Origin of the sequence: Halobacillus ihumii (genome assembly GCF_902726645.1) — a bacterium.
Lineage (GTDB): Bacteria > Bacillota > Bacilli > Bacillales > Halobacillaceae > Halobacillus_A > Halobacillus_A ihumii.
This window is the reverse complement of sequence record NZ_CACVAO010000001.1, coordinates 3236653-3263566: the sequence shown is the minus strand read 5'-3', so window position 1 is coordinate 3263566 and position 26914 is coordinate 3236653. Positions and strand designations below refer to the sequence as shown.

At 42.9% G+C, this 26914-nt stretch carries 30 protein-coding genes, 2 riboswitches and 1 other annotated feature; of the genes, 8 read left to right on the top strand and 22 right to left on the bottom strand.

What is annotated here, in order from left to right; genetic code table 11:
* Positions 1 to 40 precede the first annotated feature (40 nt).
* The 6 genes from G6R08_RS16195 to G6R08_RS16170 form a co-directional block, all read right to left on the bottom strand.
* Positions 41 to 679, bottom strand: a complete 639-nt coding sequence (locus tag G6R08_RS16195) for a TraR/DksA C4-type zinc finger protein (protein ID WP_163529349.1) — start codon at positions 677 to 679, stop codon at positions 41 to 43.
* Positions 680 to 782: 103 nt separating this feature from the next.
* Complete coding sequence (locus tag G6R08_RS16190; protein WP_163529346.1) at positions 783 to 1919, bottom strand: bifunctional cystathionine gamma-lyase/homocysteine desulfhydrase; 1137 nt, start codon at positions 1917 to 1919, stop codon at positions 783 to 785.
* 5 nt (positions 1920 to 1924) lie between these two features.
* A complete protein-coding gene (locus tag G6R08_RS16185; protein WP_163529344.1) occupies positions 1925 to 2842 on the bottom strand; it encodes a PLP-dependent cysteine synthase family protein in 918 nt (305 codons plus the stop codon).
* 19 nt (positions 2843 to 2861) lie between these two features.
* Entirely contained in the window at positions 2862 to 3317 is a 456-nt protein-coding gene (locus tag G6R08_RS16180) for an S-ribosylhomocysteine lyase (RefSeq protein ID WP_163529342.1), read from the bottom strand.
* A 4-nt stretch (positions 3318 to 3321) separates the two neighbouring features.
* A complete protein-coding gene (locus G6R08_RS16175; protein ID WP_163529340.1) occupies positions 3322 to 3963 on the bottom strand; it encodes a class I SAM-dependent DNA methyltransferase in 642 nt (213 codons plus the stop codon).
* 393 nt (positions 3964 to 4356) lie between these two features.
* Positions 4357 to 5538: a DEAD/DEAH box helicase gene (locus G6R08_RS16170; protein ID WP_163529338.1), complete on the bottom strand. Its 1182-nt coding sequence runs from the start codon at positions 5536 to 5538 to the stop codon at positions 4357 to 4359.
* A gap of 132 nt (positions 5539 to 5670) precedes the next feature.
* On the opposite strand from G6R08_RS16170, the gene G6R08_RS16165 reads away from it, so the two are divergent.
* On the top strand, positions 5671 to 6858 hold the full coding sequence (locus tag G6R08_RS16165) for a M14 family metallopeptidase (protein WP_163529336.1): 1188 nt from the start codon (positions 5671 to 5673) through the stop codon (positions 6856 to 6858).
* Positions 6859 to 6872: 14 nt separating this feature from the next.
* Here G6R08_RS16165 and G6R08_RS16160 read toward each other — a convergent pair whose 3' ends face one another.
* From G6R08_RS16160 to G6R08_RS16125, 8 genes are all read right to left on the bottom strand, one after another.
* Positions 6873 to 7358, bottom strand: coding sequence for a DinB family protein (locus G6R08_RS16160; RefSeq protein WP_163529334.1), 486 nt, complete (start codon positions 7356 to 7358; stop codon positions 6873 to 6875).
* Positions 7359 to 7373: 15 nt separating this feature from the next.
* A complete protein-coding gene (locus G6R08_RS16155) occupies positions 7374 to 7661 on the bottom strand; it encodes a hypothetical protein (RefSeq protein WP_163529332.1) in 288 nt (95 codons plus the stop codon).
* Between the two features lie 94 nt (positions 7662 to 7755).
* Positions 7756 to 8919: an acyl-CoA dehydrogenase family protein gene (locus G6R08_RS16150; RefSeq protein WP_240339753.1), complete on the bottom strand. Its 1164-nt coding sequence runs from the start codon at positions 8917 to 8919 to the stop codon at positions 7756 to 7758.
* A gap of 16 nt (positions 8920 to 8935) precedes the next feature.
* The gene (locus G6R08_RS16145) at positions 8936 to 10435 is read right to left on the bottom strand and encodes a sodium:solute symporter family transporter (protein ID WP_163529331.1); all 1500 of its coding nucleotides are present in this window, start codon (positions 10433 to 10435) and stop codon (positions 8936 to 8938) included.
* 111 nt (positions 10436 to 10546) lie between these two features.
* On the bottom strand, positions 10547 to 11716 hold the full coding sequence (locus G6R08_RS16140) for an acetyl-CoA C-acyltransferase (protein WP_163529329.1): 1170 nt from the start codon (positions 11714 to 11716) through the stop codon (positions 10547 to 10549).
* Between the two features lie 12 nt (positions 11717 to 11728).
* On the bottom strand, positions 11729 to 12394 hold the full coding sequence (locus G6R08_RS16135) for a sulfite oxidase-like oxidoreductase (RefSeq protein ID WP_163529327.1): 666 nt from the start codon (positions 12392 to 12394) through the stop codon (positions 11729 to 11731).
* Between the two features lie 70 nt (positions 12395 to 12464).
* A riboswitch (SAM riboswitch) is annotated at positions 12465 to 12565 on the bottom strand.
* 92 nt (positions 12566 to 12657) lie between these two features.
* Positions 12658 to 14028, bottom strand: a complete 1371-nt coding sequence (argH, locus tag G6R08_RS16130; protein WP_163529325.1) for an argininosuccinate lyase — start codon at positions 14026 to 14028, stop codon at positions 12658 to 12660.
* On the bottom strand, positions 14021 to 15259 hold the full coding sequence (locus G6R08_RS16125) for an argininosuccinate synthase (protein WP_163529323.1): 1239 nt from the start codon (positions 15257 to 15259) through the stop codon (positions 14021 to 14023). The genes argH and G6R08_RS16125 overlap by 8 nt, the downstream gene beginning before the upstream one ends.
* 51 nt (positions 15260 to 15310) lie before the next feature.
* Positions 15311 to 15541: a binding site (T-box leader), on the bottom strand.
* Between the two features lie 889 nt (positions 15542 to 16430).
* Here G6R08_RS16125 and G6R08_RS16120 point away from each other — a divergent pair.
* On the top strand, positions 16431 to 17879 hold the full coding sequence (locus tag G6R08_RS16120) for a DHA2 family efflux MFS transporter permease subunit (RefSeq protein ID WP_163529321.1): 1449 nt from the start codon (positions 16431 to 16433) through the stop codon (positions 17877 to 17879).
* A 67-nt stretch (positions 17880 to 17946) separates the two neighbouring features.
* Here G6R08_RS16120 and G6R08_RS16115 read toward each other — a convergent pair whose 3' ends face one another.
* Positions 17947 to 18423, bottom strand: coding sequence for a GNAT family N-acetyltransferase (locus tag G6R08_RS16115; RefSeq protein WP_163531365.1), 477 nt, complete (start codon positions 18421 to 18423; stop codon positions 17947 to 17949).
* Positions 18424 to 19145: 722 nt separating this feature from the next.
* Between G6R08_RS16115 and G6R08_RS16110 the strand changes: the two genes are divergently transcribed.
* Entirely contained in the window at positions 19146 to 19811 is a 666-nt protein-coding gene (locus G6R08_RS16110; RefSeq protein ID WP_163529319.1) for a peroxiredoxin, read from the top strand.
* A gap of 59 nt (positions 19812 to 19870) precedes the next feature.
* On the opposite strand, the gene G6R08_RS22160 is transcribed toward G6R08_RS16110, so the two are convergent.
* The 5 genes from G6R08_RS22160 to G6R08_RS16090 form a co-directional block, all read right to left on the bottom strand.
* A complete protein-coding gene (locus G6R08_RS22160; protein WP_240339752.1) occupies positions 19871 to 20194 on the bottom strand; it encodes a hypothetical protein in 324 nt (107 codons plus the stop codon).
* 42 nt (positions 20195 to 20236) lie between these two features.
* Positions 20237 to 20689, bottom strand: coding sequence for a beta-N-acetylglucosaminidase domain-containing protein (locus G6R08_RS22155; protein WP_240339751.1), 453 nt, complete (start codon positions 20687 to 20689; stop codon positions 20237 to 20239).
* Between the two features lie 241 nt (positions 20690 to 20930).
* Positions 20931 to 21722, bottom strand: a complete 792-nt coding sequence (locus tag G6R08_RS16100; protein WP_240339830.1) for a transposase — start codon at positions 21720 to 21722, stop codon at positions 20931 to 20933.
* Between the two features lie 40 nt (positions 21723 to 21762).
* The gene (locus G6R08_RS16095) at positions 21763 to 22044 is read right to left on the bottom strand and encodes a hypothetical protein (RefSeq protein ID WP_163529316.1); all 282 of its coding nucleotides are present in this window, start codon (positions 22042 to 22044) and stop codon (positions 21763 to 21765) included.
* Positions 22045 to 22141: 97 nt separating this feature from the next.
* Positions 22142 to 22765 carry a glycoside hydrolase family 20 zincin-like fold domain-containing protein gene (locus G6R08_RS16090; protein WP_240339750.1) on the bottom strand — a complete coding sequence of 208 codons (624 nt, stop codon included), beginning with the start codon at positions 22763 to 22765 and terminating at the stop codon, positions 22142 to 22144.
* A gap of 197 nt (positions 22766 to 22962) precedes the next feature.
* On the opposite strand from G6R08_RS16090, the gene G6R08_RS16085 reads away from it, so the two are divergent.
* Positions 22963 to 23436: a hypothetical protein gene (locus G6R08_RS16085; RefSeq protein WP_163529315.1), complete on the top strand. Its 474-nt coding sequence runs from the start codon at positions 22963 to 22965 to the stop codon at positions 23434 to 23436.
* Positions 23433 to 23942: a hypothetical protein gene (locus tag G6R08_RS16080; protein ID WP_163529313.1), complete on the top strand. Its 510-nt coding sequence runs from the start codon at positions 23433 to 23435 to the stop codon at positions 23940 to 23942. Before G6R08_RS16085 ends, G6R08_RS16080 begins: the two co-directional genes overlap by 4 nt.
* 25 nt (positions 23943 to 23967) lie before the next feature.
* On the opposite strand, the gene G6R08_RS16075 is transcribed toward G6R08_RS16080, so the two are convergent.
* Positions 23968 to 24474 (bottom strand): hypothetical protein, encoded by a 507-nt coding sequence (locus G6R08_RS16075; protein WP_163529311.1) that lies wholly within the window; start codon positions 24472 to 24474, stop codon positions 23968 to 23970.
* A gap of 157 nt (positions 24475 to 24631) precedes the next feature.
* Positions 24632 to 24676, top strand: a riboswitch (PreQ1 riboswitch).
* A 151-nt stretch (positions 24677 to 24827) separates the two neighbouring features.
* Between G6R08_RS16075 and queC the strand changes: the two genes are divergently transcribed.
* From queC to queE, 3 genes are read left to right on the top strand one after another with little or no spacing between them, the layout of a single operon-like run.
* Positions 24828 to 25493 carry a 7-cyano-7-deazaguanine synthase QueC gene (gene queC / locus G6R08_RS16070; RefSeq protein ID WP_163529309.1) on the top strand — a complete coding sequence of 222 codons (666 nt, stop codon included), beginning with the start codon at positions 24828 to 24830 and terminating at the stop codon, positions 25491 to 25493.
* Positions 25493 to 25966: a 6-carboxytetrahydropterin synthase QueD gene (gene queD / locus G6R08_RS16065; RefSeq protein WP_163529307.1), complete on the top strand. Its 474-nt coding sequence runs from the start codon at positions 25493 to 25495 to the stop codon at positions 25964 to 25966. Before queC ends, queD begins: the two co-directional genes overlap by 1 nt.
* Positions 25959 to 26687 carry a 7-carboxy-7-deazaguanine synthase QueE gene (gene queE / locus G6R08_RS16060; protein WP_205439433.1) on the top strand — a complete coding sequence of 243 codons (729 nt, stop codon included), beginning with the start codon at positions 25959 to 25961 and terminating at the stop codon, positions 26685 to 26687. The genes queD and queE overlap by 8 nt, the downstream gene beginning before the upstream one ends.
* A gap of 42 nt (positions 26688 to 26729) precedes the next feature.
* Here queE and G6R08_RS16055 read toward each other — a convergent pair whose 3' ends face one another.
* Positions 26730 to 26891, bottom strand: coding sequence for a YqaE/Pmp3 family membrane protein (locus tag G6R08_RS16055; protein ID WP_163531362.1), 162 nt, complete (start codon positions 26889 to 26891; stop codon positions 26730 to 26732).
* Between the last annotated feature and the right edge of the window lie 23 nt (positions 26892 to 26914).

Below are 26914 nucleotides of genomic sequence, written 5' to 3'. Positions count from 1 at the left end.
AAACTAAAAAGGCCCCAGGAAGGATCCTGGGGTCTTAGTCTCATTCTGATTGCTCCTCGTCTTGCTCGTCCATATATTTTTCATAATACTCATTTCTCTGGAAATTCACTTGGTCTGAGCCAGTATATCCCTCGATATTTGTTGAAACAAACGGCTCAAATTCCTCCACATACCCCGAATTTTCGTCAGCCTCCATTAATGAAGACCCTTCATAGGTCATACCACTATCGTTAAAAGAAGCGACTTCCTCATAGCTGTCATTTCCATCATCCCACTCCAATTCATGAAGGACATCCTCTTCCACCGGGCGGTCACCAGCAACATGCTGATCCCCCGCAGCCTGTATGGTACGGGCAGTCGGGATCGCTTCCAGTCTCTCAGGAGGGATCGCTTTTCCAGTTACTTCACAAATCCCATACGTGCCTTGTTCGATTTGCTTTAAGGAATAGGATATTTCTGATAGCTCATCCTCTAAGTGGGTTAACAGTGCCATATCTTTTTCCCGCTCGTATAGGTCTGTTCCCGAATCAGCCGGGTGGTTATCATACTGTGATAATTCACCAGATGACCGTCCGCTTGCCATACCGCGCTCCAGTCCAAAATGGTTATTATCGATTAATTGCTGTTCAATTTCTCTTTTTCGTTCTTCCAATTGCTTTTTATAATGTGTATAATCCATTTTTTCACACTCCAGTCTTTCTTACTGTTAGTGTGGCTATCTCAACATTCCCTATTCAACAAAAAAAAGAACGGCCCTTTCCTAAAAAAGGCCGCTCCGTGGATTATTTACGTAACGCTTGTAAAAAGTCCTCTTTTAAATCCTCGATATCTTCCAGCCCGATGGATACTCTTACTAAACCATCGGTAATTCCCAATTCGCCTCTGCGCTCTGCAGGAATCGACGCATGAGTCATTTTAGCGGGAACTGATATTAAACTTTCTACAGCTCCAAGGCTTTCCGCTAATGTGAAAAAGCTAGTGTTTTTGAGAACTCGGTCTGCTTTTTCGCCGCTTCCAACATCAAAGGAAATCATACCGCCGCTTCCACGAGCTTGTTGGCTGTGAACATCATATCCTTTATGATCCTCAAGACCTGGGTAATAAATGTTGGTTACTTCCGGGAGTCCTTGCAGAAATTCAATAAATTGACGCGTGTTGTCCTCAATCTCTTCCATGCGAACACCAAGTGTTTTGATGCCGCGCATCAGTAACCAGGAGTCCTGAGGTCCTAGAATACCTCCTGAAGAATTTAAAACAAAATGTACATCTTCAGCTAATTTTTGTGAATTGACAACAACTAAACCAGCTACAACGTCACTGTGTCCTCCAAGATATTTCGTGGCACTATGAAGCACGATATCCGCTCCAAAGTCAATCGGATTTTGCCAATAAGGTGTGCTGAACGTATTATCGACAATAAACGTCAGATCTTTTTCCTTGGAAAGCTCAGACACTTTTTTCAAGTCGGTGATCTTCAAAAGCGGGTTGGTTGGCGTTTCAACGTAAATAGCTTTTGTGCGATCTGTAATAGCGGCTTTAATGTTTTCTACATCACTTGTATCTACAAAGCTTGCTTCCAATCCGAAACGATTGATTACATTAGAAACGAGGCGATAGGTACCGCCATACACATCATCAGTAAAAACGACATGATCACCTTGATTGAATGTCATTAATACGGCTGTGATAGCAGCCATCCCAGAACCAAAAGCGAAACCAGCATGTCCGCCTTCGAGTTCCTTAATCAATTCTTCAAGGGCAAATCTTGTCGGATTGCCCGTTCTTGAATATTCATAGCCGCGATGCTGGCCCACACCATCTTGAGCATAGGTGCTTACTTGGTAAATAGGTACAGAAACCGCGCCTGTTTTCTCGTCTCCAGTAATTCCGCCGTGAATCAGCTGTGTTTTCTTTCTCATCGACATCACTCCTCATAAATCCCTTGACTTAAATATCGCTCGCTGCTGTCAGGGAAAATCGTAACAATCTTCGTTCCTGGTTTCGCTTGTTCAGCTTCCTTTAGTGCTGCTTCAAAAGCTGAACCCGAAGAACTACCCACAAGAAGCCCTTCATTAAGAGCAAGTTCTCGTACCCGGTCAAAAGCTACTTGGTCCGGGATCGTGTGAATCGCATTAAAATATTCCTTCTCCATATAAAAAGGCAAAAATTCCATTCCAATTCCTTCTGTTCGATGGGACCCAGGCTCCCCGCCATTTAAAATCGAACCTTCTGGCTCAACAATGACCGTTTTGATGGAATCGCTCTGCTTTTTAAGATAACGAGCCGTTCCCATAAACGTGCCACCTGTCCCGGCCCCAGCTATAAACACATCTATTTCGCCATTTACGTCATTATAGATTTCTGGCCCTAGTGTTTCATAGTACGTATCTGGGTTAGCACCATTATTGAACTGCTGCGGACTAAAAGAATCAGGGGTTTCCTCACAAAGCTCTTCCGCTCGCTTGATCGCACCCCGCATCCCATCTTCAGTCGGTGTATTCACTACTTCCGCTCCAAGAGCTCTCATCAAGGTTTGTTTTTCCTGACTAAACTTCTCTGGAGTTACAAACATAACGCGAAACCCTCTGCCTATCGCGGCAAGGGCTACACCGATCCCGGTATTACCTGCAGTCGGTTCAATAATCGTTCCACCAGACTTTAATAAACCTCGTTCCAGTGCATCCTCAATCAGCTTTAAACCCAGACGGTCTTTTACACTGCCGCCTGGGTTCATGAATTCAAGCTTAGCAAAAATACGTGCCTGATTTGGAATCGATGAGTGAGTTAATTCAATCATCGGAGTGTCGCCGATTAATGATTGTACGTTTTTAACGTAAGCCATACGTGCTCACCCTCCAAAATTAAAAGACTTCTGTCCATTCATCACGTTTATCCAACAATTCTTGCGCAAGCTTTTTCGCACCTTCTAAGCTATGACTTGCTGCGAACCCGCATTGTACTTCATTACAGGCTGGAACTTCATCTGCTTCAAGCACATCTTTCAAAGTGTTTTCCAGCAATTGAAGCACATTTTCATAGTTATCATCGTTCAGCACTGCTAAATAAAATCCAGTTTGACATCCCATTGGGCCAATATCAATGATACGGCTGTGATGATTACGGCTTTTCTCCGCCATAAGGTGTTCTAGAGAATGCAATGCTGGCATATCCATATGCTCTTTATTCGGCTGCTTCAGACGGATATCATACTTATAAATTTTATCGCCGTGTTCACCCTCTGTAACACCGACAAGTCGTACATATGGTGCTTTCACTTTTGTATGATCAAGGTTGAAACTTTCCACATTCATAGGCATAGTTTTAGTCTCCTTTTTTAGCTTGTATTAACCAAGCAAATTTGTTCTTTTGTTTAAACGATACCTCAAAACCTTGCTGCAAAAACATTTGCTCTAAGTCTCCAAGGTAGGGGTAATATTCTTCCTGCAAATCCTGTGCTAAGTTAAGGTGACCCTTCTCCTCAGCATCTTTTATTAAGGACAATTTGTGTGCCTCATCTTTAAAGATAGTGTCGATGAAGATCACTTCTCCACCTTCTTCAAGTTTATCATAATAAACGCCTAATGCTAATCGTTTCTCATCTTCTTTTAAATGATGAAAGGCAAAGGAACTGACGATTGAACGCACAGGCAGTTGTAAAGCAGGAAAGTTAATAAAGTCTCCTTCATAAACAGCAGCCTCAGGACATTTAACATTTGCAATCTGACGCATTTCCTTTGAAGGTTCAAAGCCTGCTATCACTTTATTTTGGGCCACTATTTTTCTCGTCAAATTTGCTGTTCCTACCCCAAATTCAAGGACAGGGGATGTCGTTAAATCTGCTAGCTCCTGGAGCATAACATCATAGTCTTCAAAAACCTCTTTATATTCAGGATCTTTCCCAGAAACTGTATCATCATATGAACTTGCCCATTGATTAAACAAGTCAACAAATTCTACTCCCATTTGCTTCCACCCCTTATAATTAACAATTCCCATACACTTACTCGGAATTATATTTATAACTTATCATATTTCACCAGCACACTCAATGTTATTGATTTTTGAAAAAATTTTACTGATGAATTATTCGAGTGCAAGGCTGCTATTCTGGGGTTAAACTGAATTGTAGTTCTCTAACTCCTTGCGATTCATGCCTGCCTCGGGAGATTGTTCCCTAACAAGTCGGGATTGCTCCCTAACGCCTTATGATTCTAAATTAACTCCTCGGAATTGTTCCCTAACGTCCCATGATTCCTCCCTAACTCCATAGTATTGTTCCCTAACCTGTGTAACGCTTCCTCCCTACCTCATTTTCTCATAAAAAATACAGCCTCAATAATAAAAGGCTGCATGGAGTTACCTTCTTCTTCGTTTCGATGATCGCTTCGACTTAGCCGAACCCGTTCGATCGCTTTCCTTCTTAGGGGACAACGTATCCAGTGTGCGTCTGTTCAGCTTCTCCCCGATCCCCTTCTCGATAACCCGAAGAGCCTGACGATCCTTAGGGGCGATAAATGTAATGGCCAGACCTTTGCCGCCAGCACGTCCTGTGCGGCCAATCCGATGAATATAACTCTCAGAGTCTTGAGGGATATCATAGTTGAACACATGGGTAATTCCCTCGACATCAAGGCCTCTGGCGGCTACATCTGTTGCAACTAAATACTGGATTTTTGCTTCACGGAAACGCTTCATTACCTTTTCTCGTTTTGCTTGAGACAAGTCGCCATGAAGTTCATCAGATTCAAAGCCTTGTCTCAGCAGCGCTTCATTCAACTTTTTAGCCCTTCTTTTGGTCCTACAAAAAATCACAGCTAAATAAGGGCGATGTTCACGCATGATTTTTAATAAAGTATCTTGTTTGGCTCGATCAGTCGTTTCATAAACAAGCTGCTTAATTTCTGATAATGTAACTGATTCCGCCTCGACCGTAACCTTTTCGGGAGACTTTAAATATTGTTTTGAAAGGGAAATAACCTGGTTTGAAATCGTTGCCGAATAAGCACTCGTCTGCCGACTTTCAGGTGTTTGCAGCAAAATGTCAGCTACATCTGTAAGGAAACCGGCTTCAAGCATTTGATCTACTTCATCGAGGACGACATGGTTAACATTAACAAGTGTAATTGTCTTCCTGCGCACATGATCAAGCAGACGCCCGGGCGTGGCCACAACCAGATGGGCTCGTCCGTTTAATTTACGAGCCTGTGCCGCCACATCCTGCCCTCCATATACAGCGAGAACGTTGCAGCCTGTCGGGAGCAGTTTTTTTGCTTCGTTCGTTATTTGTATAGCTAGCTCCCTCGTTGGTGTAATGATTAATCCTTGAACCTCATTTTTATCGACATCGATTTTTTGTAAAATAGGTAATAGAAAAGCGAGCGTCTTCCCTGTTCCCGTCTGTGCCTTCGCAAGGACATCCTTGCCTGCTAACAGCTGAGGAATTGTCTTTTCTTGAATGGGGGTGGGTGCTGCAATTCCTTGATCGCCAAGTTTTTTAACAAAGTGTTTTTCTATTCCAACTTCTTCAAATGTTTTCATCAGCATTCACTTCTTTCTTCACTTCATCTGTATTTCCAAACCAGGTTCTGTACGCATATAACGCAAAATAATTTCATGTACGGCTCTCGTCATCCATATACTATATCGAATATGTATGTGAGGAGGTTACCTATGCAAATTCAAGTGAGACAAGGAGATACATTTTGGTATTATGCCACCACTTTTAATGTTCCTTTATCGTTAATAATGGATTCCAATCCCACCCTCTCTCCTACTGCTCTGCCTGTCGGGCAAACGGTACAGATTCCTGGTTATCGCTCAGCTAGTTATCAAATAAAGTCCGGAGATTCCTTCGATAAAATTGCTGCATCTAATAGAATTTCATTAGACAACCTGCTCTTGACCAACCCGTCAACTGCTCCTGATCAACTGCAGACTGGGCAAATCATTCAAATTCCAACTCGCATAATGGATCCGATTGTCAACGGTAATCAAAACTATGACTTTCAAGTGCTGACTGATCACTTAAGCCAACTTTCTGAATTATACCCTTTTATAAAAAGAAATACGATCGGAAATAGCGTAATGGGGAAAAGTTTAGTCGAATTGCAAATTGGCCGAGGTCCGAAACTTGTGCATTGGAATGCATCCTTTCATGCTAATGAATGGATTACCACAGCTATAATGATGGAATTTATCAATGAATACCTATTGTCTCTCACGAACAACGAACCCATTCGCGGACGTGTAACGAATCCACTTTATGATCAGGTTACTCTCTCCATTGTTCCAATGGTCGATCCTGATGGAGTAAACCTTGTTCTAAATGGACCTCCAGAGGGAGACTTCGGCGAAGAGGCTTTGCGAATTAACAGCGGCAATTCAGATTTCAGCGGGTGGAAAGCTAATATTCGCGGAGTCGATTTGAATAAACAATATCCTGCTAAGTGGGAACTTGAGGCTGCGCGTAAACCGAAGAAACCTTCACCTCGTGATTTCCCAGGCAATAGACCTCTGACGGAACCCGAAAGTATAGCCATGGCTAATCTGGCTGAAAAACGGTCATTTGAAAAAGTGCTGGCTTTTCACACTCAGGGAGAAGTCATTTATTGGGGATATGAAGGCTTTGAACCTTCAAGAGCAGAAGAGATTGTCGATGAATTTGCTCGGGAAAGCAGCTATGAACCCGTCCGGTTTGTTGATAGTTATACAGGCTATAAAGACTGGTTTATAAAAGAATGGCGTCGTCCTGGCTATACCGTTGAACTGGGACATGGGGTTAATCCACTGCCCCTCAATCAATTTAAAGAAATTTATAATAAATCCCGTGGAATCTTTCTAGCGAGTATATATATGTAAAAAGATGCCTGTTCCTAGGCATCTTTTTCATTGATAACCTGTTTAATTTGCTTGAAATGGTGTTCATCGTGCTCCATAATTCCTTTCAAATAATCATATAGACTTTCTTTTCGCGATTTCAATGAAAGCGATTCTTCATATCGAATGTCTTCAATGTCGGCTAATTGTTCCAAAAGTTTGCTTCTTGTTTGCTTAAATAACTCTACTGTTTCTTCCTTACTATCATCCCTAGCCTGGATGGCTGCCTTAGAGTTCATAACCTCCACATCGGGCGTCCCAGGAAAATCTTGAGAAGTAAACAGATACGGCAAACGTTTATGGATAATAAAGTCATCCCATAGAACGAGATGGCGGATAACTTCAGCGACGCTCCATTTCCCTTCTTCTATAGGGAGCCGCCACGACTCCTCAGGCAATTGATTCAAGGATTGTACCCAATCGATCGAATCCTTCAGATGCCTGATAACTTGCTGTTTTTTAGAAAAACCTTGCCCCTTCATCACGCCACTCCTACTTTACTTACTTTCCAGTTCAGATGGATCCATATGTCCTTCATGCTCCTTAATCACGTTTAACGCAGTTTCATAATTCTCATCCTTTACATCAAAGCGCAGCAAATGGGTTAACTGTTTATCAGGGCCTGATTTATCTAAATTATTTAGCGGGATTAACCGGGATAACAATGGCGTGTTATCTGGAACAGGCTCTATATATTCCTCCTCAATTGCCAGCTTTTGCAAGGATGCCTTAGCGCTTTCAGCATCATTTTCTGTTTCAAAATAAGCCTCTACATGTTTAGTCATATCGTCAAACTCCTTTATCGTTTTTACTGTTATCATACCCCTTTTCATTCCCCTCAAACATTACGACACACGAGGTATGGTATGAAAGAGCGATTTAAGAAGTGACAGTTGGCTGAGAACCCTGCAATGACTTGGCGGCGAACATCTTTATTACAGCGTCATCCATAGGCGGGTTATGCAGTCCAGAACGTACGTCCCGATAATAGCGTTCCAATGGACAGTCCCTTGACAAGCTGCGTGCCCCAACAATTTTCATGGCTAAGTCAACGACATGAACAGCCTGGTTTGTTGCAATATGCTTTACAGCCGCTAACTCCGCTCCCATATCGGCTCTTTGATCAGGCTGCTGCACCCAGCGGTTCGCTACAGAATAGAGAATTTCACGAGATTGAAATAAGGCAAGCTCCATTTCGCCTATTTTCCGCTGCACCTCTGGCACTTCTTTAATAGGGCCAGGCAAACTATTCGGCTGATAAGTACTGGCAAAATCAACCGCATATCTACAAGCAGCTGAAGCAATCCCTAAATAACAGGCCGGGATATGCAGAAGCCATCCTTTCGGTGCAGGAGGACCCACACGCTCGCCTTCCTCTTCGACAAAGTGTTCAGATGGAACAGTTACATTTTGAAAAATAAGGTCATCACTTCTCGTCCCTCTCATCGAAGCAGAATTCCATGTCGGCTCTACTTTTACCCCTTCCTGGCTGTGATCAACCAGAAAGATGCCGACACGGTCTGTTTGTTCAATACGGGCCGTCACTAATGAATAATCCAACGCTTCAGCCATAGATGCAAACGATTTCCTGCCATTTATCACCCAATGATCGCCTTGTAAGCATGCTTGCGTCTCGGGAATCCCTCCTCTCGTCGGGCTGCCCGTGCCTTTTTCTGTGGCGGTCCGATTCATTAAAGCTTGTTCCTGTACAACCCTTTGACAAAGGTCACGGAATGTTGCCTCCTCCCAGCTATGATTTTCAGCCAGCTCGAGTATACTCCCTAAATGCCAGCCAACTGATAAGGCAGTAGCTCCATCTCCTTTGGCTAACTGTTCCTGCAGCTGTAAAAACTCATACAAGTTCAAGCCAAGTCCTCCGTACTGTTTAGGTACAGTCCAGGACAGGTAGCCCGTTTTTTTCAAATCTGCAAAGTTTTCATGTGGGAAGCCCCCAGATTGATCCACTTCTTTGGACCGCTTATAAAATTGATTGCGAAGCTGAATGACTTTCTCAAGGCGGCCTTGCTGATGATCATCTGCCATATATGTTCCCTCTCTTTCACGCATTTTTTTCAAGTTGAACGGACTCTTCTACTTTTCTCTCAGGCAGCACTCCTGCTATAAACATAACCGTAAACCCAGCTACAGAACTTGCAAACATCGCTAAATAAATATTTTCAATAATGGCCTGGTTCGTAAATAGCACATAAAGCGTTACGCCTACGATCACTGCTGCAATGGCTCCAAATCGGTTCGCTCGCTTCCAAAAGTAACCTAAGGTAATCGGTGCTATAATCCCGCTGATAATCGCGGAGAAACTAAACTGAATAAGAATCGATAACGACTCTGGCCGGTCAAGCGAAATGTATAAGGTAATCGCCCCAATAATAACTAGGGAAACCTTCGCCACGGTTACACTTCGACGATCAATCAATTGAGGATCACCTCCACCCTTCGTGAAAAAGGAAGCAAGCACTTTATAAATATCATTGCCGATACTGGTCGTCACACCAAGATATAAACTGTCTGTACTAGACAAGATCGCAGATATGATTCCGACGATTAAAATGCCGACCACTACTGGCGGAAAAGCTTCCATCAAATAAGCTGGGATCGCTTTATCAGCGCTTTCTAAGGATGGAAGCAGCACACGAGCCGCCAATCCGCCTACCACCATTAATGTAGAAATTAAAAACAAGGTAATGCCAGCTGATAGTGTAAATGGACGCAATTCTTCCTCTGTTTCTAAGGAAAGCACCTTATTTAACAGATGCGGCATTAATACGAAGCTGAATAATAGAAACTGCACAGCCAAAATAGCAAGAACACTATTGTAAGGCCCTGTAGACGAAATAGGTGCAACAAGATTGGGATCGATTCCAGCCAAACGGCTGGAGAGCTCTCCGAAGACACCGAATCCGCCCCCGATTGTCCATAAGAGGGAAAATAAAATGAGTACAGATGTAAACGCCATAAAAATCCCCTGGATGCCATCAGTAATAATTTGCGCAAAGGCACCGCCTAAGCCAATATACACAACGGTAATCGCTACCCCGATAATCACTCCCCACATATAGGGAATGCCAAGAACAGTTTCAAAGATCGTCGCCAGCCCGACATTTTGCCCTACAATATAGTACACATTAAATAAGATAAGCAAACCAACGATCACCTGAAGCGTCTTACTGTTGTATTTTCGGCCTAACCATTCAGGCAATGTTGAAACCCCTCCGAATTTTTTACCATATCGAAAGAAGGTTTTGGCAAAAAACAATAACCCTAACCATGAAACCCCAAAGCACCCAAGCGTGTACCAAAGCACAGCCGTACCGTATTCATAAGCAAGGCCCGGCACTCCGATAAATAAGTTTGCACTTGCATAAGTTGTCGCGAAACTGGCGCCAACGATCCATGGATTCACTTTTCCTCGAGCCGTTGCAAAACCGCTCATCGTCTTACTGTATTTCGAGCCTTTTCGGCCAATCCACGTAACAAATAAAAAGTAAACAAACAACAAAACGCCGATAAACCAAATCGTTCCTTGTGATAAGGATTCCATTTACTTCCCTCCTTTGGATGGCTTATACATCCCCTGCCATAAAGCTAATCCTGCCGCCCAGAATACTACGATTCCTATTCCATAAGTAACAAACATAAATTTCTCCTCCCTTTATGACCAATCTTTTGGTACTTCCACGAGAATTGCGAAGCCTTGCCCTCCACCTCCGCATAGTGATGCAATTCCTCGTCCGCCGCCACGGCGTTTTAACTCATGAATCAGTGTAAGCACTAACCGAAACCCTGTGCCGCCCAGCGGATGACCGATCGCAATCGCTCCGCCATTCACATTTACTTTTCCTGAGTCTAATCCTAGTTCATCAATGCTTGCGAGCGCCACACTGGCAAAAGCTTCATTAATCTCAAATAAATCAATATCTTCTTTTGTTACCTGATACCGTTTGAAAAGTTGTGCAATCGCGTCTGCCGGTTTCGTATGTAAACTTGAATCAGGTCCGGCTGTTTCTGACCAGCCAATCACCCTGGCTAGAGGAGTCCTCCCGATCTTTTCTGCATAGCTCTCGGAGGCAACCACGCCGACACTGGCGCCATCAGTCATTTGTGAAGCGTTTCCTGCCGTAATCGTGCCGCCTTCTCTAAAGGCAGGAGGCAGCTTGCTTAATTTTTCAAAGGTAGACTGCGGCCTGATTCCTTCATCACTTACAACCTGTTTGCTGCCAGCCTGAACAGGTACAATCTCATCATTTAACCAGCCTTCTTCCTGCGCCCGGGCTGCCTTTAATTGCGACTGCAAAGCAAATTGATCTTGTTGTGCCCTGGTAATCTGGCGGTCTTCGTTTTGAAGATCTGTCAGCTCGCCCATGGAAGAATCCGTCAAAGAACACCAAAGACCATCGTTAATTAATGTGTCTGTGAACTCAACAGGACCTGTAGTCAGCCCGTTACGAATGGCCGCCACATGAGGAGCATTGGTCATGGAATCAAATCCGCCGATAAGGTATAACTCCCCTTCCTCAAGCTTAATACGTCTAGCCGCATCCGCCACCGATGCAACCCCTGCCAAACATACATTATTAATCGTAATGGCCGGCACCGACCATGGAATACCAGCTCCTGCTGCAACTGACCTGGCAGGATTCTGTCCTTGTCCCGCCTGGATAACTTGTGCCAAAATAACTCCATCCGCATTCAAGGCCTCCGGCACACGCTCCGCCAGCGCCTTAGTCGCTTGAACCCCAAGATCCTTCGCTCCTAATTTGGATAATCCGCCTTTCCATTTGCCAAATGGTGTACGGACACCATCTAAAATGACAACACTCATTGTCCAACCTCCTTAGTAATCAAAATCCTTTTCTTTCCATTTACCCTTTTCCATAACTTCACTCTCATCAGTAAAGCGCTGTTCTTTAAACGGATCCCCCTCGTTATGAAACCCATTTTGTTCCCAAAAACCCGGCGTATCTGATCCCTTAAACTCAAAACCTCTGATCCACTTGACGCTTTTCCAAAAGTACAAATGCGGGATGACGAGCCGGAATGGATAGCCATGCTTTTCAGTCAGCGGCTTGCCATTATAAGAATGAGCCAGGATCACATCGTCCGCTAACAAATCTTGAAGGTCGATATTAGCTGTATAATCATAATCCCCACTCACCATCACGTACTGATTGTCTTTAGGAATCTCTAACCCATCCAGTAAATCTTTTAGCAGGACTCCTTCAAATTCACTATCGAACTTTGACCATCTCGTCACACAGTGAATATCACAAACAACTTTCGACTGTGGCAGCTCCATTAAATCCTGATATGAAAAACGAAGCGTTTCATCACCAGCCCCGGCGATCTGAAAATCCCACTCTTCTAGGTCATAGGACGGAACTTCACCAACTGTTAAGATCGGAAATTTCTCTGTTAACACTTGACCCGGCGGCAGCCGCCCGCCAAACCGCTCGGTAACCTGTGGGTCCTTTGACCGCTTCAATCGTTCCGCCTTATTCATCTCAATCACCCGCTTTATGAATAATAAAAAGCCTCTTTCAAAATGAAAGAGGCTGAAGATTTGCTTCGACCTCTCATCTTCCGGACTATGTCCGTTGGAAGTAGCACCGTGTCTATAGACCGGTTGCCGGGCGTCAAAGGGCCAAATCCCTCAGCCTGCTCTAGATAAGAGTAAGTAAACGTAATTAAGTTACTTGCCATGTTACAAATAAACTGTACGAAAGTCAATAATATTTAGAAAATTACATGAAAAGCGCTGCCTTCCTACACATGCTGCTTAGCTAACTCAAGCTGCTGTGCCACTTGTTCAAATCCAGTGCCGCCTTCACTATTTCGAGCAGCCACAACTTGTTCAGGCGCTAATTTTTCAAAGATATCCTCTTCAAACAGCTCAGAAAATCCTTTATACTCATCAAGTGTCAAATCAAGCAAAAACTTTTGCTCCTGAATCGCATACAGCACAATTTTGCCGATCACCTCATGCGCCTGACGAAACGGCATTCCCTTCACGGCTAAATAATCAGCGATATCCGTCGCATTAGAATAATCCTCGTTCACCGCCTGACGCATATTAGCATTCTTAACTTCCATCGAAGCAAGCATCGGAGCAAGCAGAGAAAGCGCACCATCCAACGTCTCCACCGTATCAAACATGCCTTCCTTGTCCTCCTGCATATCCTTATTGTACGCAAGCGGCAGCCCCTTCAGAAGGGTCAGCAATCCCATCAAATTACCATAAATCCGCCCCGTTTTACCACGAAGCAATTCAGGCACATCCGGGTTCTTCTTCTGCGGCATAATACTTGACCCCGTACAAAACGCATCATCAAGCTCAATGAAATTAAACTCCTGACTGCTCCACAGAATCAGCTCTTCCGAAAGTCTTGATATATGGGTGATTAAAATGGATGATATTGACAAAAACTCCAGAATAAAATCCCGATCACTGACGGCGTCCAATGAGTTTGGATAAACGTGATCAAATCCGAGTTTCTCAGCCGTCATCTGACGGTCGACTGGATAAGGCGTTCCAGCAAGCGCTGCTGCACCCAGCGGGGACCAGTTAATCCGCTTCACACTATCCTTAAGACGCTCTTTATCCCTCTCAAACATCCAAAAATACGCCAGCAAATGATGAGCAAACGAAACGGGCTGGGCTCTTTGCAAGTGTGTATATCCCGGGAGGATCGTTTCTACATGAGCGTCCGCCTGATGAACAAGTGCTTCCTGGACCGCTTCGACCAACTGTATTAAATGATGTGTCTTTTCTTTCAAATATAAATGCATATCTGTCGCCACTTGATCATTTCGGCTTCTCCCGGTATGGAGCTTACCACCCACAGGGCCAATCTCTTCAATCAGCAGCTTTTCGATGTTCATATGAATATCTTCTTGTTCAACCGAAAACTCCACTTCTTCGTTTTCTATTTTTTTCTTAATGACCTGTAAGCCCTCTTTGATTTGGGAGACTTCCTCTTGTGAAATAATTTGGCAATCCCCTAGCATCTCCACATGAGCTAAACTTCCCTGAATATCGTGTAAAGCTAGTTTAACGTCAAAGCCGATCGAAGAGGTGTACTCTTCGACCAGTTTGTTCGTTGGCTTCGTAAAACGTCCTCCCCAAAGTTTACTCATACACACTCACCGGCTGTTGTGAAGCATTTTTCTCCTCACCTTTATGCACATCTGCATGAACTTTAGTTGGCAGTCCCCACAATTTAATGAAACCAACTGCCGCATCGTGATCAAACGCATCATGCTTCGAATACGTGGATAGTTCATCATTATAAAGACTGAGCGGTGATTTCTTGCCGATAACAGTATGGTGACCTTTAAACAGCTTCACTTTCACCGTACCCGTAACTGTTTTCTGAGTTTCGTCCACAAACGCTTGCAGAGCAGGCTGTAAAGGTGAATACCATAGACCATCGTAAATCATTTTAGCCATTTGCTGATCAACCGTTGCTTTATACTGTGATACTTCACGCGTTAACGTCAGGAATTCTAGTTCTTTGTGTGCGTTAATTAAGATCATCGCACCTGGATTCTCATATACTTCTCTCGATTTAATACCGACGAGACGGTTTTCGGTATGATCAATACGTCCGACGCCGTGCAGTCCGCCTAAATCATTTAATTTTTCGATAAGGGGAACAATGTCCATTGGCTGGCCATTTATGGCAACAGGAATGCCGCTATTAAACTCGATATCTATTACATCTGGTGAATCTGGTGTTTTCTCAACAGGATTTGTCCATGCATACGCGGCCTCAGGAGCTTCGGCCCACGGATCCTCCAACACTCCAGCTTCGCAGGCACGTCCCCAAATGTTGGCATCGATCGAAAATGGATTATCTAAATTAACAGGAACCGGAATTCCTTTTTCCTCTGCATATTTAATTTGTTCATCACGTGTCATACCCCACTCTCTGACAGGAGCGATAATTTCGAGGTCCGGGTTAAGCGCCTGAACCGACACTTCAAATCTCACCTGGTCATTTCCTTTCCCTGTACAGCCATGAGCGACCGCTACAGCTCCCTCTTGTTCTGCCACTTCTACTAAAAGCTTCGAAATCAATGGACGAGATAACGCTGAAGATAAAGGATATTTTCCTTCGTACAACGCATTCGCTTTCAGGGCCGGCATCAAGTATCCCTCAGCAAGGAGTTCCTTTGCATCTACCATGATCGCCTTGACAGCCCCAACATCCAATGCCTTTTGACGAATCGTTTCAAGATCCTTTCCTTCGCCAACATCCAAGCCCAGCGCAATTACATCATACCCGTATTTCTCCTGAATCCACTTTACCGAAATAGATGTATCCAGTCCTCCTGAATAGGCCAATACTACTTTAGGTTTTGTCATTGTAAATGCCTCCTTATAAAATTCCATTAAAATAATCCGCCTCTAACTAATGTAAGAGACGGATTTCATATCTTTGTTAATCCGCGGTACCACTCTGATTGTCTATTGAAGCATAGACCCGCTTGAATCCTGATAACGGGGGTTCCCGGTATACGAGCTACTTTTGTTCACTCGAACTTCTCTGAAGGGCGTTTCGATACGGGTTAAACTACCAGGCTTCCACCACTCCCCAGCTCGCTGTAGTTCGTTCACCGATCTACTTTTCTTCATCGTTGAATGTATATTTATTATTTAATATTTATAATTATACATATTCATTTATAGAAGTCAACGTGTTATCTATTTTTCTTTTACAAAAATTTATAACAGATCTAGCTGATTTCATTTCATAAATTGCTCTTTATATGAGAAAGATAAAAATTTCTCTGTGACGCGGTTATTATGTCACATCAATGTGAATGGATTGGGGACTCATTCGGAATACAAATGGCGCCGTTCATGACAGAACTGGAAAACAGCGATACTACGCGGAAAGCGAAGTATTTTCATAGCAGGTTATATTCACCGGTCATGGACTCAATTTCTTGTGGGTTTGTTTCCGTTGCCTTGGATGGAGAAGGAGGGTCCGGGAAATCACTCGCTTTCCGTGGGCATGCGCTGAGACTCCTCGGACTACGTCCTCCGGGGTCTCACCTGTCATGCTTATCCCACAGGAGTCTCGCAATTCCCCAGACCTCCTTGTGTTAGTGAGAAGAACGGAAACACTCCAGGTTCACAGTACCTGAAACATAATCAAAATATCCAAAATGGATTTTGACGAGCAAGTTTTAGTTTCAGATTATAAAAATGTTTGATTACTTTCTATCAGAGTTGCTCCACAATCACGAGGTTAAGGGCAAACGTGTTTTTATCAAATGAAAATCCTAATTAGTAGAAACATTAATTTAATAAAAATTATTTCATCCTACTTGACTAGACTGCTACTAGTACTTCTTTTTTTTTCGTTCAACTACTAAAGTTATAGGTTATAACTCTGCGATGCGTGGGGTCCTTCGTAAGGATGAGTTATAGAGGAGGGAAAAAGCTGAATTAAATAGTTGTAAGCTGTCCCCACACCAAGTATAATTTGATAGTTACATGATTTATTTCATTGAGAAAGAGGAGGAATATAATGACGACGCAACCTTATAACAAAACGTTAATGGCTGGTCTATTGCTCGCGGGTTCCTTTATCGCGATATTAAATCAGACACTTATGATTACAGCTATTCCTCCAATTATGGATGAAATGAATATATCAGCTAATACAGCCCAGTGGCTGACTACGGTTTTTATGCTTGTTAATGGAGTGATGATTCCCATTACTGCCTTTTTAATTGAGCGATTTACGACCCGTCAGCTCTTTATGACGGCTATGAGTGTATTTACTGTGGGGACAATTGTAGGAGGGCTTGCCCCGAACTTCGGTGTATTGTTAACAGGAAGAATCATTCAATCAGCCGGAGCCGGGATTATGCTGCCGCTCATGCAGACGGTATTTCTGTTAATTTTCCCTGTTAATAAACGAGGCGCAGCGATGGGGTATATCGGGCTCGTGATCTCCTTTGCTCCAGCGATTGGACCGACCTTGTCGGGCTGGGTAACTTCTCATTATTCTTGGAGATTTCTTTTTCTACTCGTTTTACCTTTAGCCATTTTAATTATCTTTATTGCTTATTTCATATTAAAGAATGTTACAGAACTCACGTATCCGAAACTCGATATTCCATCGATTATCTTATCTTCCGTCGGCTTTGGAGGACTTCTGTTTGGTTTCTCGAGTGCCGGAAACTACGGGTGGGATAGTGGACGAACTATTGCCATCCTTGCCGTTGGGGCCCTTACGCTTATGGTCTTTATTATGCGGCAGTTACGTATGAATCACCCAATGCTTGAGTTCAGGGTATTCAAATACAACACATTTACGATCGCTACCATAATCGGAATGATCTCGTTCCTTGGATTGATCGGATCAGAAACCTTGATCCCTCTATATATGCAGAACATGAGAGATTTCACAGCTATGGAGTCCGGACTCGTTCTCCTTCCTGGTGCTCTCATTTCCGGATTAATGTCTCCGATTACCGGACGAATTTTTGACCGGATTGGAGCTCGTCTGTTAGGAATAGTTGGTTTAACGATTATGACTGGCGCAACCTTGGCCTTTGGCTTCTTGGGTACAACAACTACACTTACGTTCCTGATTGTCACGTATGCTATTCGTATGTTTGGATTCTCGATGGTGATGATGCCCGTTACAACAGCAGGTTTAAATCAACTGCCACAGAAATTGATCCCACACGGAGCAGCTATGAATAATACGATGCGCCAAATCGCTGCTTCCGTCGGGACCGCCATCCTCGTTACGATCATGACGATGACGGCCCAAAGCGCCCAGCAAGCTCCATCTATCTCAAACCCTGGCATCCACGGAGTCAACGTTGCCTTTATGGTCATTGCCGTTTTATCGTTTATCGGGATTATCTTATCTATATTTGTTAAAAGAACCTATCCGCCAGCTGAAGAAGAGTTTGAAGCTGTGGAAACTGAACATGGTAAGAAAAAAGCAGAAAATATGTAAGGTAGTAATAAAGGAGAGAGAATCCACTGAACGGAACCTCTCTCCTTTTTGCTGCCTGTATGAATTTTCACAAGTGTTTAACTAATAGGATTTCGTCAGTGATTGGTATACTGTTGTCTGATAGATAAGGGATTTCGGGTTTCATCATCCTCGCCTTTTCAACCGCATCATAATAAACTTCCTCAAGACGATACCCCTTCTTTTGATAGAATCCTAGCGCATGTATATTATCATTTGTCGTCACTAAACGGATATGTTGATGACCTTTTTCACGAGCTGTCTGTTCAACCTTTTGCAAAAGCAACGTTCCTACACCTTTATTCTCGACCACACTATCTAACGAAATAACTTCACACTCATCTTCTTCCATGATATATGTGATTAAGCCAATGATGCCTTCATTTTCATCTAATACCGCAAACCCATCTAACTGATCACATTGAAATATCCCACGTGATATGACCATTTTCGGACTTCCCCAATGAGCCTTAAAAAAATCCGTTACTAGATTTTTATCTAGTTTATGATTGGAAATAACATTCATCAATGTCCTCCCCCTTTTTGTAATTTTACCAGGTTGTAGAGAAATCCCTTGTTTTCCCTACTAGCATTTTTGTACGTACGGGCGAATACTATTCTCCTTCCACGAGGAAGACGGCAATCCTCCCCCATCTCTGGGTTCTCGACAGCCTTTTCTTTACTGTAGGTGTCTCGCAGTCATCCCCCTCGCTATTTCAATAATGAACTCATAGGGACCATTTTAATAAAATACGGAACGGTGGTTTGTGAAAGTCTTTGGACTAATTGTACTAATAAACAGCTAATGGAAAGTGGTTTCAAGATGATTCCGAAAAAAACATACGGAAAGGGAGATGGGGAAGGGGGAGACTCCTGTGGGACTAAAGTACAAGGTGAGATCCCGCAAGGCGGCAGCCTGAGGAAGCTCACCGTACTCCCACGGAAAGCGACTCCTTCCCCACCTCCACTTCACCCCTCAAACATTCGGAATCGAGTTTTTCAAAATACTGGCTTAGCCTAATAAAATTTTATCAAAATTCCTGCTTGACTAGACTTGGAGATTTTTCTTTTGTTTTTTAAAGGATAGTGTAAGCAGAATCTGGAAGGTTCTTCTCTAAGATAATAAACAAAGAGAACAAATCTTGGAATTTTTGAAGTGACTTTAAGTTTTAGTTTAGTAGATCATAAAACCGGTTACATACATGATGACGTTAATTCGATTTTTTAAAAAGGGAGTGTCGTACAAAAATGGAAAACGATCAAAATCAAACCCAAACCATTAGCATGCCTCGCATTGGTGAAAGAGCACCTGACTTTAAAGCCGCATCTACCCAAGGAGACCTCTCCCTGGATGCTTATAAAGGAAAGTGGTTTGTTTTATTTTCACACCCTGCCGACTTTACCCCTGTCTGTACAACAGAATTTGTTGGCTTTCAAGGAATTTATGACCAGCTCCAAGAACTCGATACTGAGCTTGTCGGTTTAAGTATTGATAGTATTTCGTCCCACATTGCCTGGATTCGAAATATTGAAGAAAACTTTCAAACGAAAATTAAATTTCCAGTTATCGCAGACTTGGATAAAAAAGTCGCGACAAAATTTGGCATGATTATGCCTGAAAGCAGTGGTACCGAGACATCTCGCGCTGTGTTTGTCATCGATGATAAAGGAACGATCCGCTCCATTATATACTATCCATTGACTACAGGCCGAAACATGGCTGAAATTGTTCGTCTAGTGGAAGCACTGAAGACGACGGAAGAACACGGTGTCTCGACACCGGCTGATTGGCAGAAGGGTGAACAAGTTATCGCACCACCTCCTAAAACACAAGAAGATGCCGATAAGCGGATGGATGATCCAAATTATGATTGTGTAGATTGGTATTTTTGCAAGAAAGACCTTAACAAATAAATCGACATCGAAAAAAACCCTCATAACCGTTCAGGTCATGAGGGTTTTTCTGTATTTGATCATTTAGGGATCGTAATGAGTACACGCCCGTCTTTAATGTCGACCTCTGCCCCCATTAAAGCATTCTCCATTAACCAATCACTGCCATGAATACTCAGCACATAGCCATTGTTAGGGATAGACGAATTGTTGCCGCCTCTTTTAACGACCTTGCCTTCTACTACTGTCACCTCATACCCGTAAATGTTAGTGCCTGTCGTGTCACCATGCTCAGGAGTGTACTGAATGAGCTCCCCTGCCCCCCGAAATTTGTTGACACCATCAAGGGGTCTGGACAGTACATATTCTCCATAAATCGCCTGAAACAGGAATGGTTTAATCACAAACTTACCAACCTGCTGCGGAATTTCTTCAAGCTCGTTGACTTAAGCCATAAGCATCTCTCTATACTGCTCAGCATCACTGGAATTTCCGGCTTTCTCTGCCATTAATAGCTGTACAGCGGTGACACCAGCTTGCCCGGATAATTTTAGTTTCACAAGGTATGGATCTACCTCGTCCAGAAATCTTTTATTATCCATATTCTCTCGCAATCTCTCCAGTACCGTTTGTATATTTTCAAATTCAGCAGTCAAGTTTTCTGCCGCTTGTTCAGCATCTGCTGATTCGTAAGCCGCCCAAAATTCTTCAATTAACGGGCTTAGCGTTAACGATTCTTTATCACTAATACGTGAGGAATAAGAGTTTTCTGCAAAAGTTCTCAGTGCATTGGCCGCATCACCGCCAAATGACTGAATACTGCGTTCCCATGACTCCTCTGGATTGTAAGCATAGGAATTCCAAGTATAATCAGCAATAGTGTGACATCCTCTCGGCACTGAAGGACCGAGCTTCCTGTGAAGACCTCTCCTAGAGAGGCGGTAACGGCTCACTACGGCGGGGAGGGAATCTCGCGACAGCCTCCGTGTTGTTCCATTTCTGGCCCGCCTTCCAACATGACCGCTATATCCCGTGCCACTCGGGACTCCCCATGCGAAGAAAAACAGGCTTGCATGTTGGAACTAGGATTATACCTAGTGGGCACTTGGACTACCCTCAAGACCATCTCTCGACTGTTCTTTAGGACGCCGCCAAGTTCGTGCTTGTTGCGATGTTTTGACTGGCATTGAGATCGGCATGAGCTTTATGACCGCATTTCTTACAGTGGAATACCTCACGCTTTCGATTGGATCGCTCCGCATGCTTACATGCGAAGCAGGTTTGGCTTGTTTTATGCGGGTCAATATCCACCACAGGAATGTTGAATGTAGCTGCTCGTTCTTTGATGCATTGCTTCAACTGATAAAACGCCCATGAATGAATCGTTTTATCTGCCCGTTTCATGCTGCGACAAGTCTTTCGGATATTGTCCAGTTGTTCGAGCTTAATCATGGGTTTCTCGAATTGCTGAGCAAACGTCACAATATCTTGGGCTAATTTTCGGTTGTAGTCTTTCATCCAACGGCTTTCTTTTTGACCTACGTGTTCTATAGCACGCTGTGCCTTTTTCTTTCCTAACGAACGACGAAGGGAACGAAAGTGACGTCGTTTATAACCGACTTCTTTGCCTGAAAAGAATTGCCGTTTGCCACTTGTCGGTTCAGAGAGAACCACAAGGTGTCTCAACCCTAGATCAACACCGATAGATGTGTAATCCGTTAATGGTTTCTTGGATGGATAGGTGTTTCCTAGACCCAAGTCAGAACTTACTTGGATGGGAATGGCGACATACCATCGTCTTCCTTTACGAAATAATTCTAGGGTTCCTCGGAACTCTCGAGTGTGACTTGTTAGAAATGGAAAATAGCTTTGAACATCTTTTGTTTCGACCACAGGAAGAGCCTTTTTACCTTGGTTGCTTGTGAAGGCGATATACCACCTTCCGTTTTGATCGACAGTGTTCCAATTTTGGTTAATTAATCTTGATGGTAAGGGAATTTTGGAATACAGGAATTGTTTTCGCTAAGCCTTTCTTAAAATCGGAAACAGCTTTCCTCGCTCGACGGATGCCTTCGTTCTTAATGGCTGATTTTAAAGGAAAGGATATATCTTTAGACGAAAGCTTTTCGCCGTTTAGGAGGCGTTCCACACAATGATTCACGCATGAGGCATAGACAGCCTGTTCATCCATGAACTGTTTATGTTTTTTCTTCGTTACATGCTTTAGCTTTACGAGAATCGTTTTGGTGGCCATGTTTTCACCTCCCATACTCATTATACCAAACATACGTTCTGATTAGTAGGCTTAATTTTCTGTTTTTTTAAAAGACAGACCCTCGGCATCCATCCCCTCATTGAAATAAAGGGCGTTCTGCCGATATCCCGTAAAATCCTTCAATCGAACCACGGATATCCATGTCAGGCCAATCACGAATTTCTACTGCTGGAATCCAATCCCGTCCTTGTCTCTCTTTTATGATCTGTTCAAACGTCTGGGCCGCGTAAAACGTTCCGGCCTTGTCCTTTCCAGCAAGAACAATTTGCTTCTTATCCTTATTCTGAGACACTATGACATAGCCTTCATCCTGCATTTCTCTAGGACCATCCACTTCTGAATTCTCAAGCACTTCAACTGTCGCTGAGTTTTCAGAAGGTCCCCCGATCCATATCGTAACAGGAGTATTTGGCGCTGATTCATTAGCTGTCTTCTGAACAATTCGTTTTACATCCGCTTCTTTTAAAGCTTGTTTCACTTCACGGACAGCTGCTTCATCAGTATTCTCCCCGACAACCAATCCTACAACAGGGGTCAGAGGGAAACCATCACCCAGCTTTTTCACTTCCTGCGGTTTGGGATTAATCCCAATTTCATCATCTTCTTTGTTTTCTGCCGCATGTACGTAGCTCACCATCACAAATGACGTGATGAGCAGAGCGAACATACTGAAAAACAATCGCTTTCTTTTCGCTAACAAACCTACCACCCACCTTTTTAGATTTTAAAAGATGCCGGTTCTCAGGTGTGAAATCGCTTTCAATTAGCTTATCAACTATATGTATATTTGTCTATACCACTTTGGTTCTAAAATTTGTAAATAAGCGCAGTCATTCAATGTTTGTATATTTTTCACCTGCGAACAAAGAATAGGAAAACGGAAACGGAGGGGAATTTATGGCTTTTGCAGTGTTTTTCTTTGCAGCTTGGCTGCTGGCAGCTATATTTTTTGTCATGCCAAAAAAATTAACGCTCATCGAGAATTTATTTGTCATCTTACTCATTCTTCTGATTAATATTAATTGGACCTGGATTATTTATGAAGGATTGAAGTTTATCAAAATTACTAAAGACCCAATGCTTTATACGAGCTTTTTACTTTATAGAAGTGTCATTACTCCAGTACTTCTCATTATGCAATTGAACTGGGTTCACCAATCAGCATCACAAAAACAATCCATATTGGTTATGATGGCCTCCATCATAACATTGGCTCTCTTTACTGGATTATCCCTCTTATTTGATATGACAAGTTATGTTAAATGGAACATCGGCTATGATATCCTGTATTTTGCTGTGCTCCACTTTATTGCTTACTACGCCCACTATTTCTATCGCAAAGTTTCTTATGGTGAGGTGGATTACTCATGATCATATGGGAAACTTTTGATCACAACGAACTATTTATTTTAATCATGAATGGAATTCTCTACGCGGTCTTTTTTTTACTTCCAAAAAAGTTCACTCGCGATGTTACGGGATTCTTTCTATTATGGGGGCTGACAATCGGTATATTTTTTGACTTTACCATTGGCGGTGGATTGATTGATTTCTACAAATTGAATGATTCACACCAATACGGAGTGAACGATATGCTGTACTACCTCTCATTTGCTCCTTTCGGCTATTTTTTTGTTTACTTTTATGAATCTCTTCACATAAATCAAAAAGTGGTCATTTGGTATGTGGTTGCCTGGGCTCTTCTAGGTGTTGGAATACAATGGGTGCTTACACTTGTGAATATTGTTAACTTTAAAAATGGTTATGAACTACTTTATTCTTTCCCAGTGTTTATTGTATCGCAGACGGCGACTGTCTTTATTTATGAATGGATAAAGTCGAGGCAAAATGTTTTAGAAACAAGTCGAGAGCCATAAATTTTTCAGGGCAGAGGGATACGTACTATTCATACATCGACTTTGCAGCATCTACTAAGTCAGAAAGTGTGTACTTTCCCTCTGCCTCCCTGGAAATGATCATACTAAGAGTTATGGTCGATCCATCCTCCTCTTCCCATTCCAGCTGTTTAATTTGGCTATTATCATGTTTCACAGCCGTTTCTCTCCCTTTAATCTTAATTGTTCTTCCTGCAGTTTCATTTAGATCTTGCTCTGGATTGAGCCGATGAACAATATGGAAATTAACTTGAGCAGCTGAAAACAGAAATTCTGTTCTACTTACTTTTTCTATCTTATTTAAACTATTCTCTTTTGCATAACTGAAACGTACATAATTAGGATTAAACGGCAGCTCCTGAGGTATCATCAATTTTTTCTGAACACTCATAGAAAGCTCCTCTATTGTCTCCTTAACAGCCTTTGGATAAGTTTCTTTTAACCCTTTAAGACTGATCTCATAAGAACAGCCAGCTAAACATAGAACCACACATAGAATAAGCAGCTTTTTCATCTACACACCTACCTTCATAAAACAAGCACTATAGCATGAATATGTAATCTATCCATCGAACATGCCCCCTGAACCGCTTCAACCAGACAGATGCTATGCTATAAGAACGATATATGTTATAATAATTCCGCACATTTTAATAATAATTCTGTTATAGACAGGAGAGGTTCTAGCTACACCCTCTATAAAAAACTAAGGATGGAACTGTACCTCCCTTAGGTACGGTTTTTTTATGTTTTTTGGGTTTAGTAGAATTCTCCTTTTCAAAAATTGTCTAGCTGAAGCTGCAGACACTTCCGATATTGGATCGCGTCTGCGAGGTGCTTATGCTTTTCTTGGAAGGGGATTTTTTTATGGATAAAAATAAAGCTGTTGTTGTGTTTAGCGGAGGCCAGGACAGTACAACCTGTTTTTTCTGGGCTCTTGAAAAGTATGATGAAGTTGAAGTGGTGACCTTTGATTATAACCAGCGGCATAATCAGGAAATTGAAGTAGCTAAGGAAATCGCCACAGATTTGAAAGTGAAACATCATGTGCTCGATATGTCCTTGTTAAGTCAGTTGGCACCTAACGCTTTAACGAGGGATGACATCGAAGTAAAAGATGGTGAAGACGGCGAATTGCCATCGACATTCGTTCCAGGACGTAATTTATTGTTCTTATCGTTCGCGGCTATTTTGGCAAAACAAATTGGAGCAAAGCATGTCATTACTGGTGTGTGCGAAACCGATTTTAGCGGCTACCCTGATTGCCGGGATGTTTTTATCAAATCACTAAACGTTACATTGAATTTATCTATGGATGATCAGTTCGTCGTTCATACACCACTAATGTGGCTCGACAAAGCACAGACGTGGGAGCTTGCTGATCAGCTCGGAGCATTTTCTTATGTAAGAGAAAAAACGTTAACTTGTTATAACGGAGTTCGCGGAGACGGCTGCGGGGAATGCCCGGCATGTAAACTTAGACAAAACGGTCTCGACACTTACCGCAAGCAACGCGAAGAGGTGAGCAGCTAATGCAGCAGTACGGATTTACCATCGTGGAAAACTTGCAGAAAATCGATGAAGATATTAAGCGTCACGAACTGAAATATCATAGCAAACGTGTCCTCGTCAGCAAAGAGTTTACCTTCGATGCAGCTCACCATTTGCATTGTTATGAAGGAAAGTGTAAAAACCTTCACGGTCATACGTATAAAGTTATTTTTGGCATTAGTGGATACGTGGATGAGATTGGGATTGTCATGGACTTTGGGGACATTAGAACGATCTGGAAAGAGCAAATTGAAGTTCACCTCGACCACCGTTATTTAAATGATACACTGCCGCAGATGAATACTACAGCAGAAAATATGGTCGTTTGGATTTATGAGAAAATGGGCCGCGCCTTGCAAGATGAACGGAATGACCTACGCGTGGAATTTGTGCAGCTTTATGAAACGCCAACAAGCTATGCCGAAGTGAGACGGGAGTGGATGAATCATGAATAAATTCCCCGTCTTAGAAATCTTCGGACCTACCATCCAAGGAGAAGGGATGGTCGTTGGAAGAAAAACCATGTTTGTGCGAACAGCTGGATGTGACTATAGCTGTTCCTGGTGTGACTCAGCATTCACATGGGATGGCAGTGCCAAAGAAGAAGTACAACGTCTTACTGCTGAGGAGATTGTACAGCAGCTCAAAGCAACAGGCGGTGACCAATTTGACCATGTAACGATATCCGGGGGTAACCCTGCTCTCCTAAAAAATCTCCATGAATTGATTGAGCCGCTTCATGAGATGAATATAGAAGTTGCACTGGAAACCCAGGGCAGCCGCTGGCAGGATTGGTTCCTTACCATTGACGATTTGACGATCTCGCCCAAACCGCCAAGCTCGCACATGGAAACGAACTGGAATGTGTTAGATGATATTTTACAGCGGTTGGAATCAAACGATCGACTGGTGCACACAAGCCTTAAAGTGGTTATTTTTAACGAGGAAGATCTTAAGTACGCCGAGCAAGTCCATCAACGGTATCCTGCTATCCCCTTCTTCCTTCAAGTTGGGAATGATGATTTGCAGGAAACTGAACCTGCTCGTTTGGCCTCAGATCTTTTAACAAAATATGAATGGCTGATCGATCAAGTCGTTGCCTCGACGACTCTTAACCATGTGCGTGTGCTGCCGCAAGTACATGCCTTGCTTTGGGGTAACAAACGCGGCGTATAAAAAATGGAGCTCGCACCTGATGATGTGAGCTCCATTTTAATATCATTTTTTACTATCGTAATGTCCTTTAACGACCACAGCTGCGTGTACAGCACCTGGTACATAAAAGATTATCGTTAAGAGTAAATTTAATAACGCTTTTAACGGTTTCCCCGTAAATAGTACCGCTACAGGTGGAAGTAGAATTGCTAAAATATATAACATGCTTCTGATCAACTCCTTCTTCT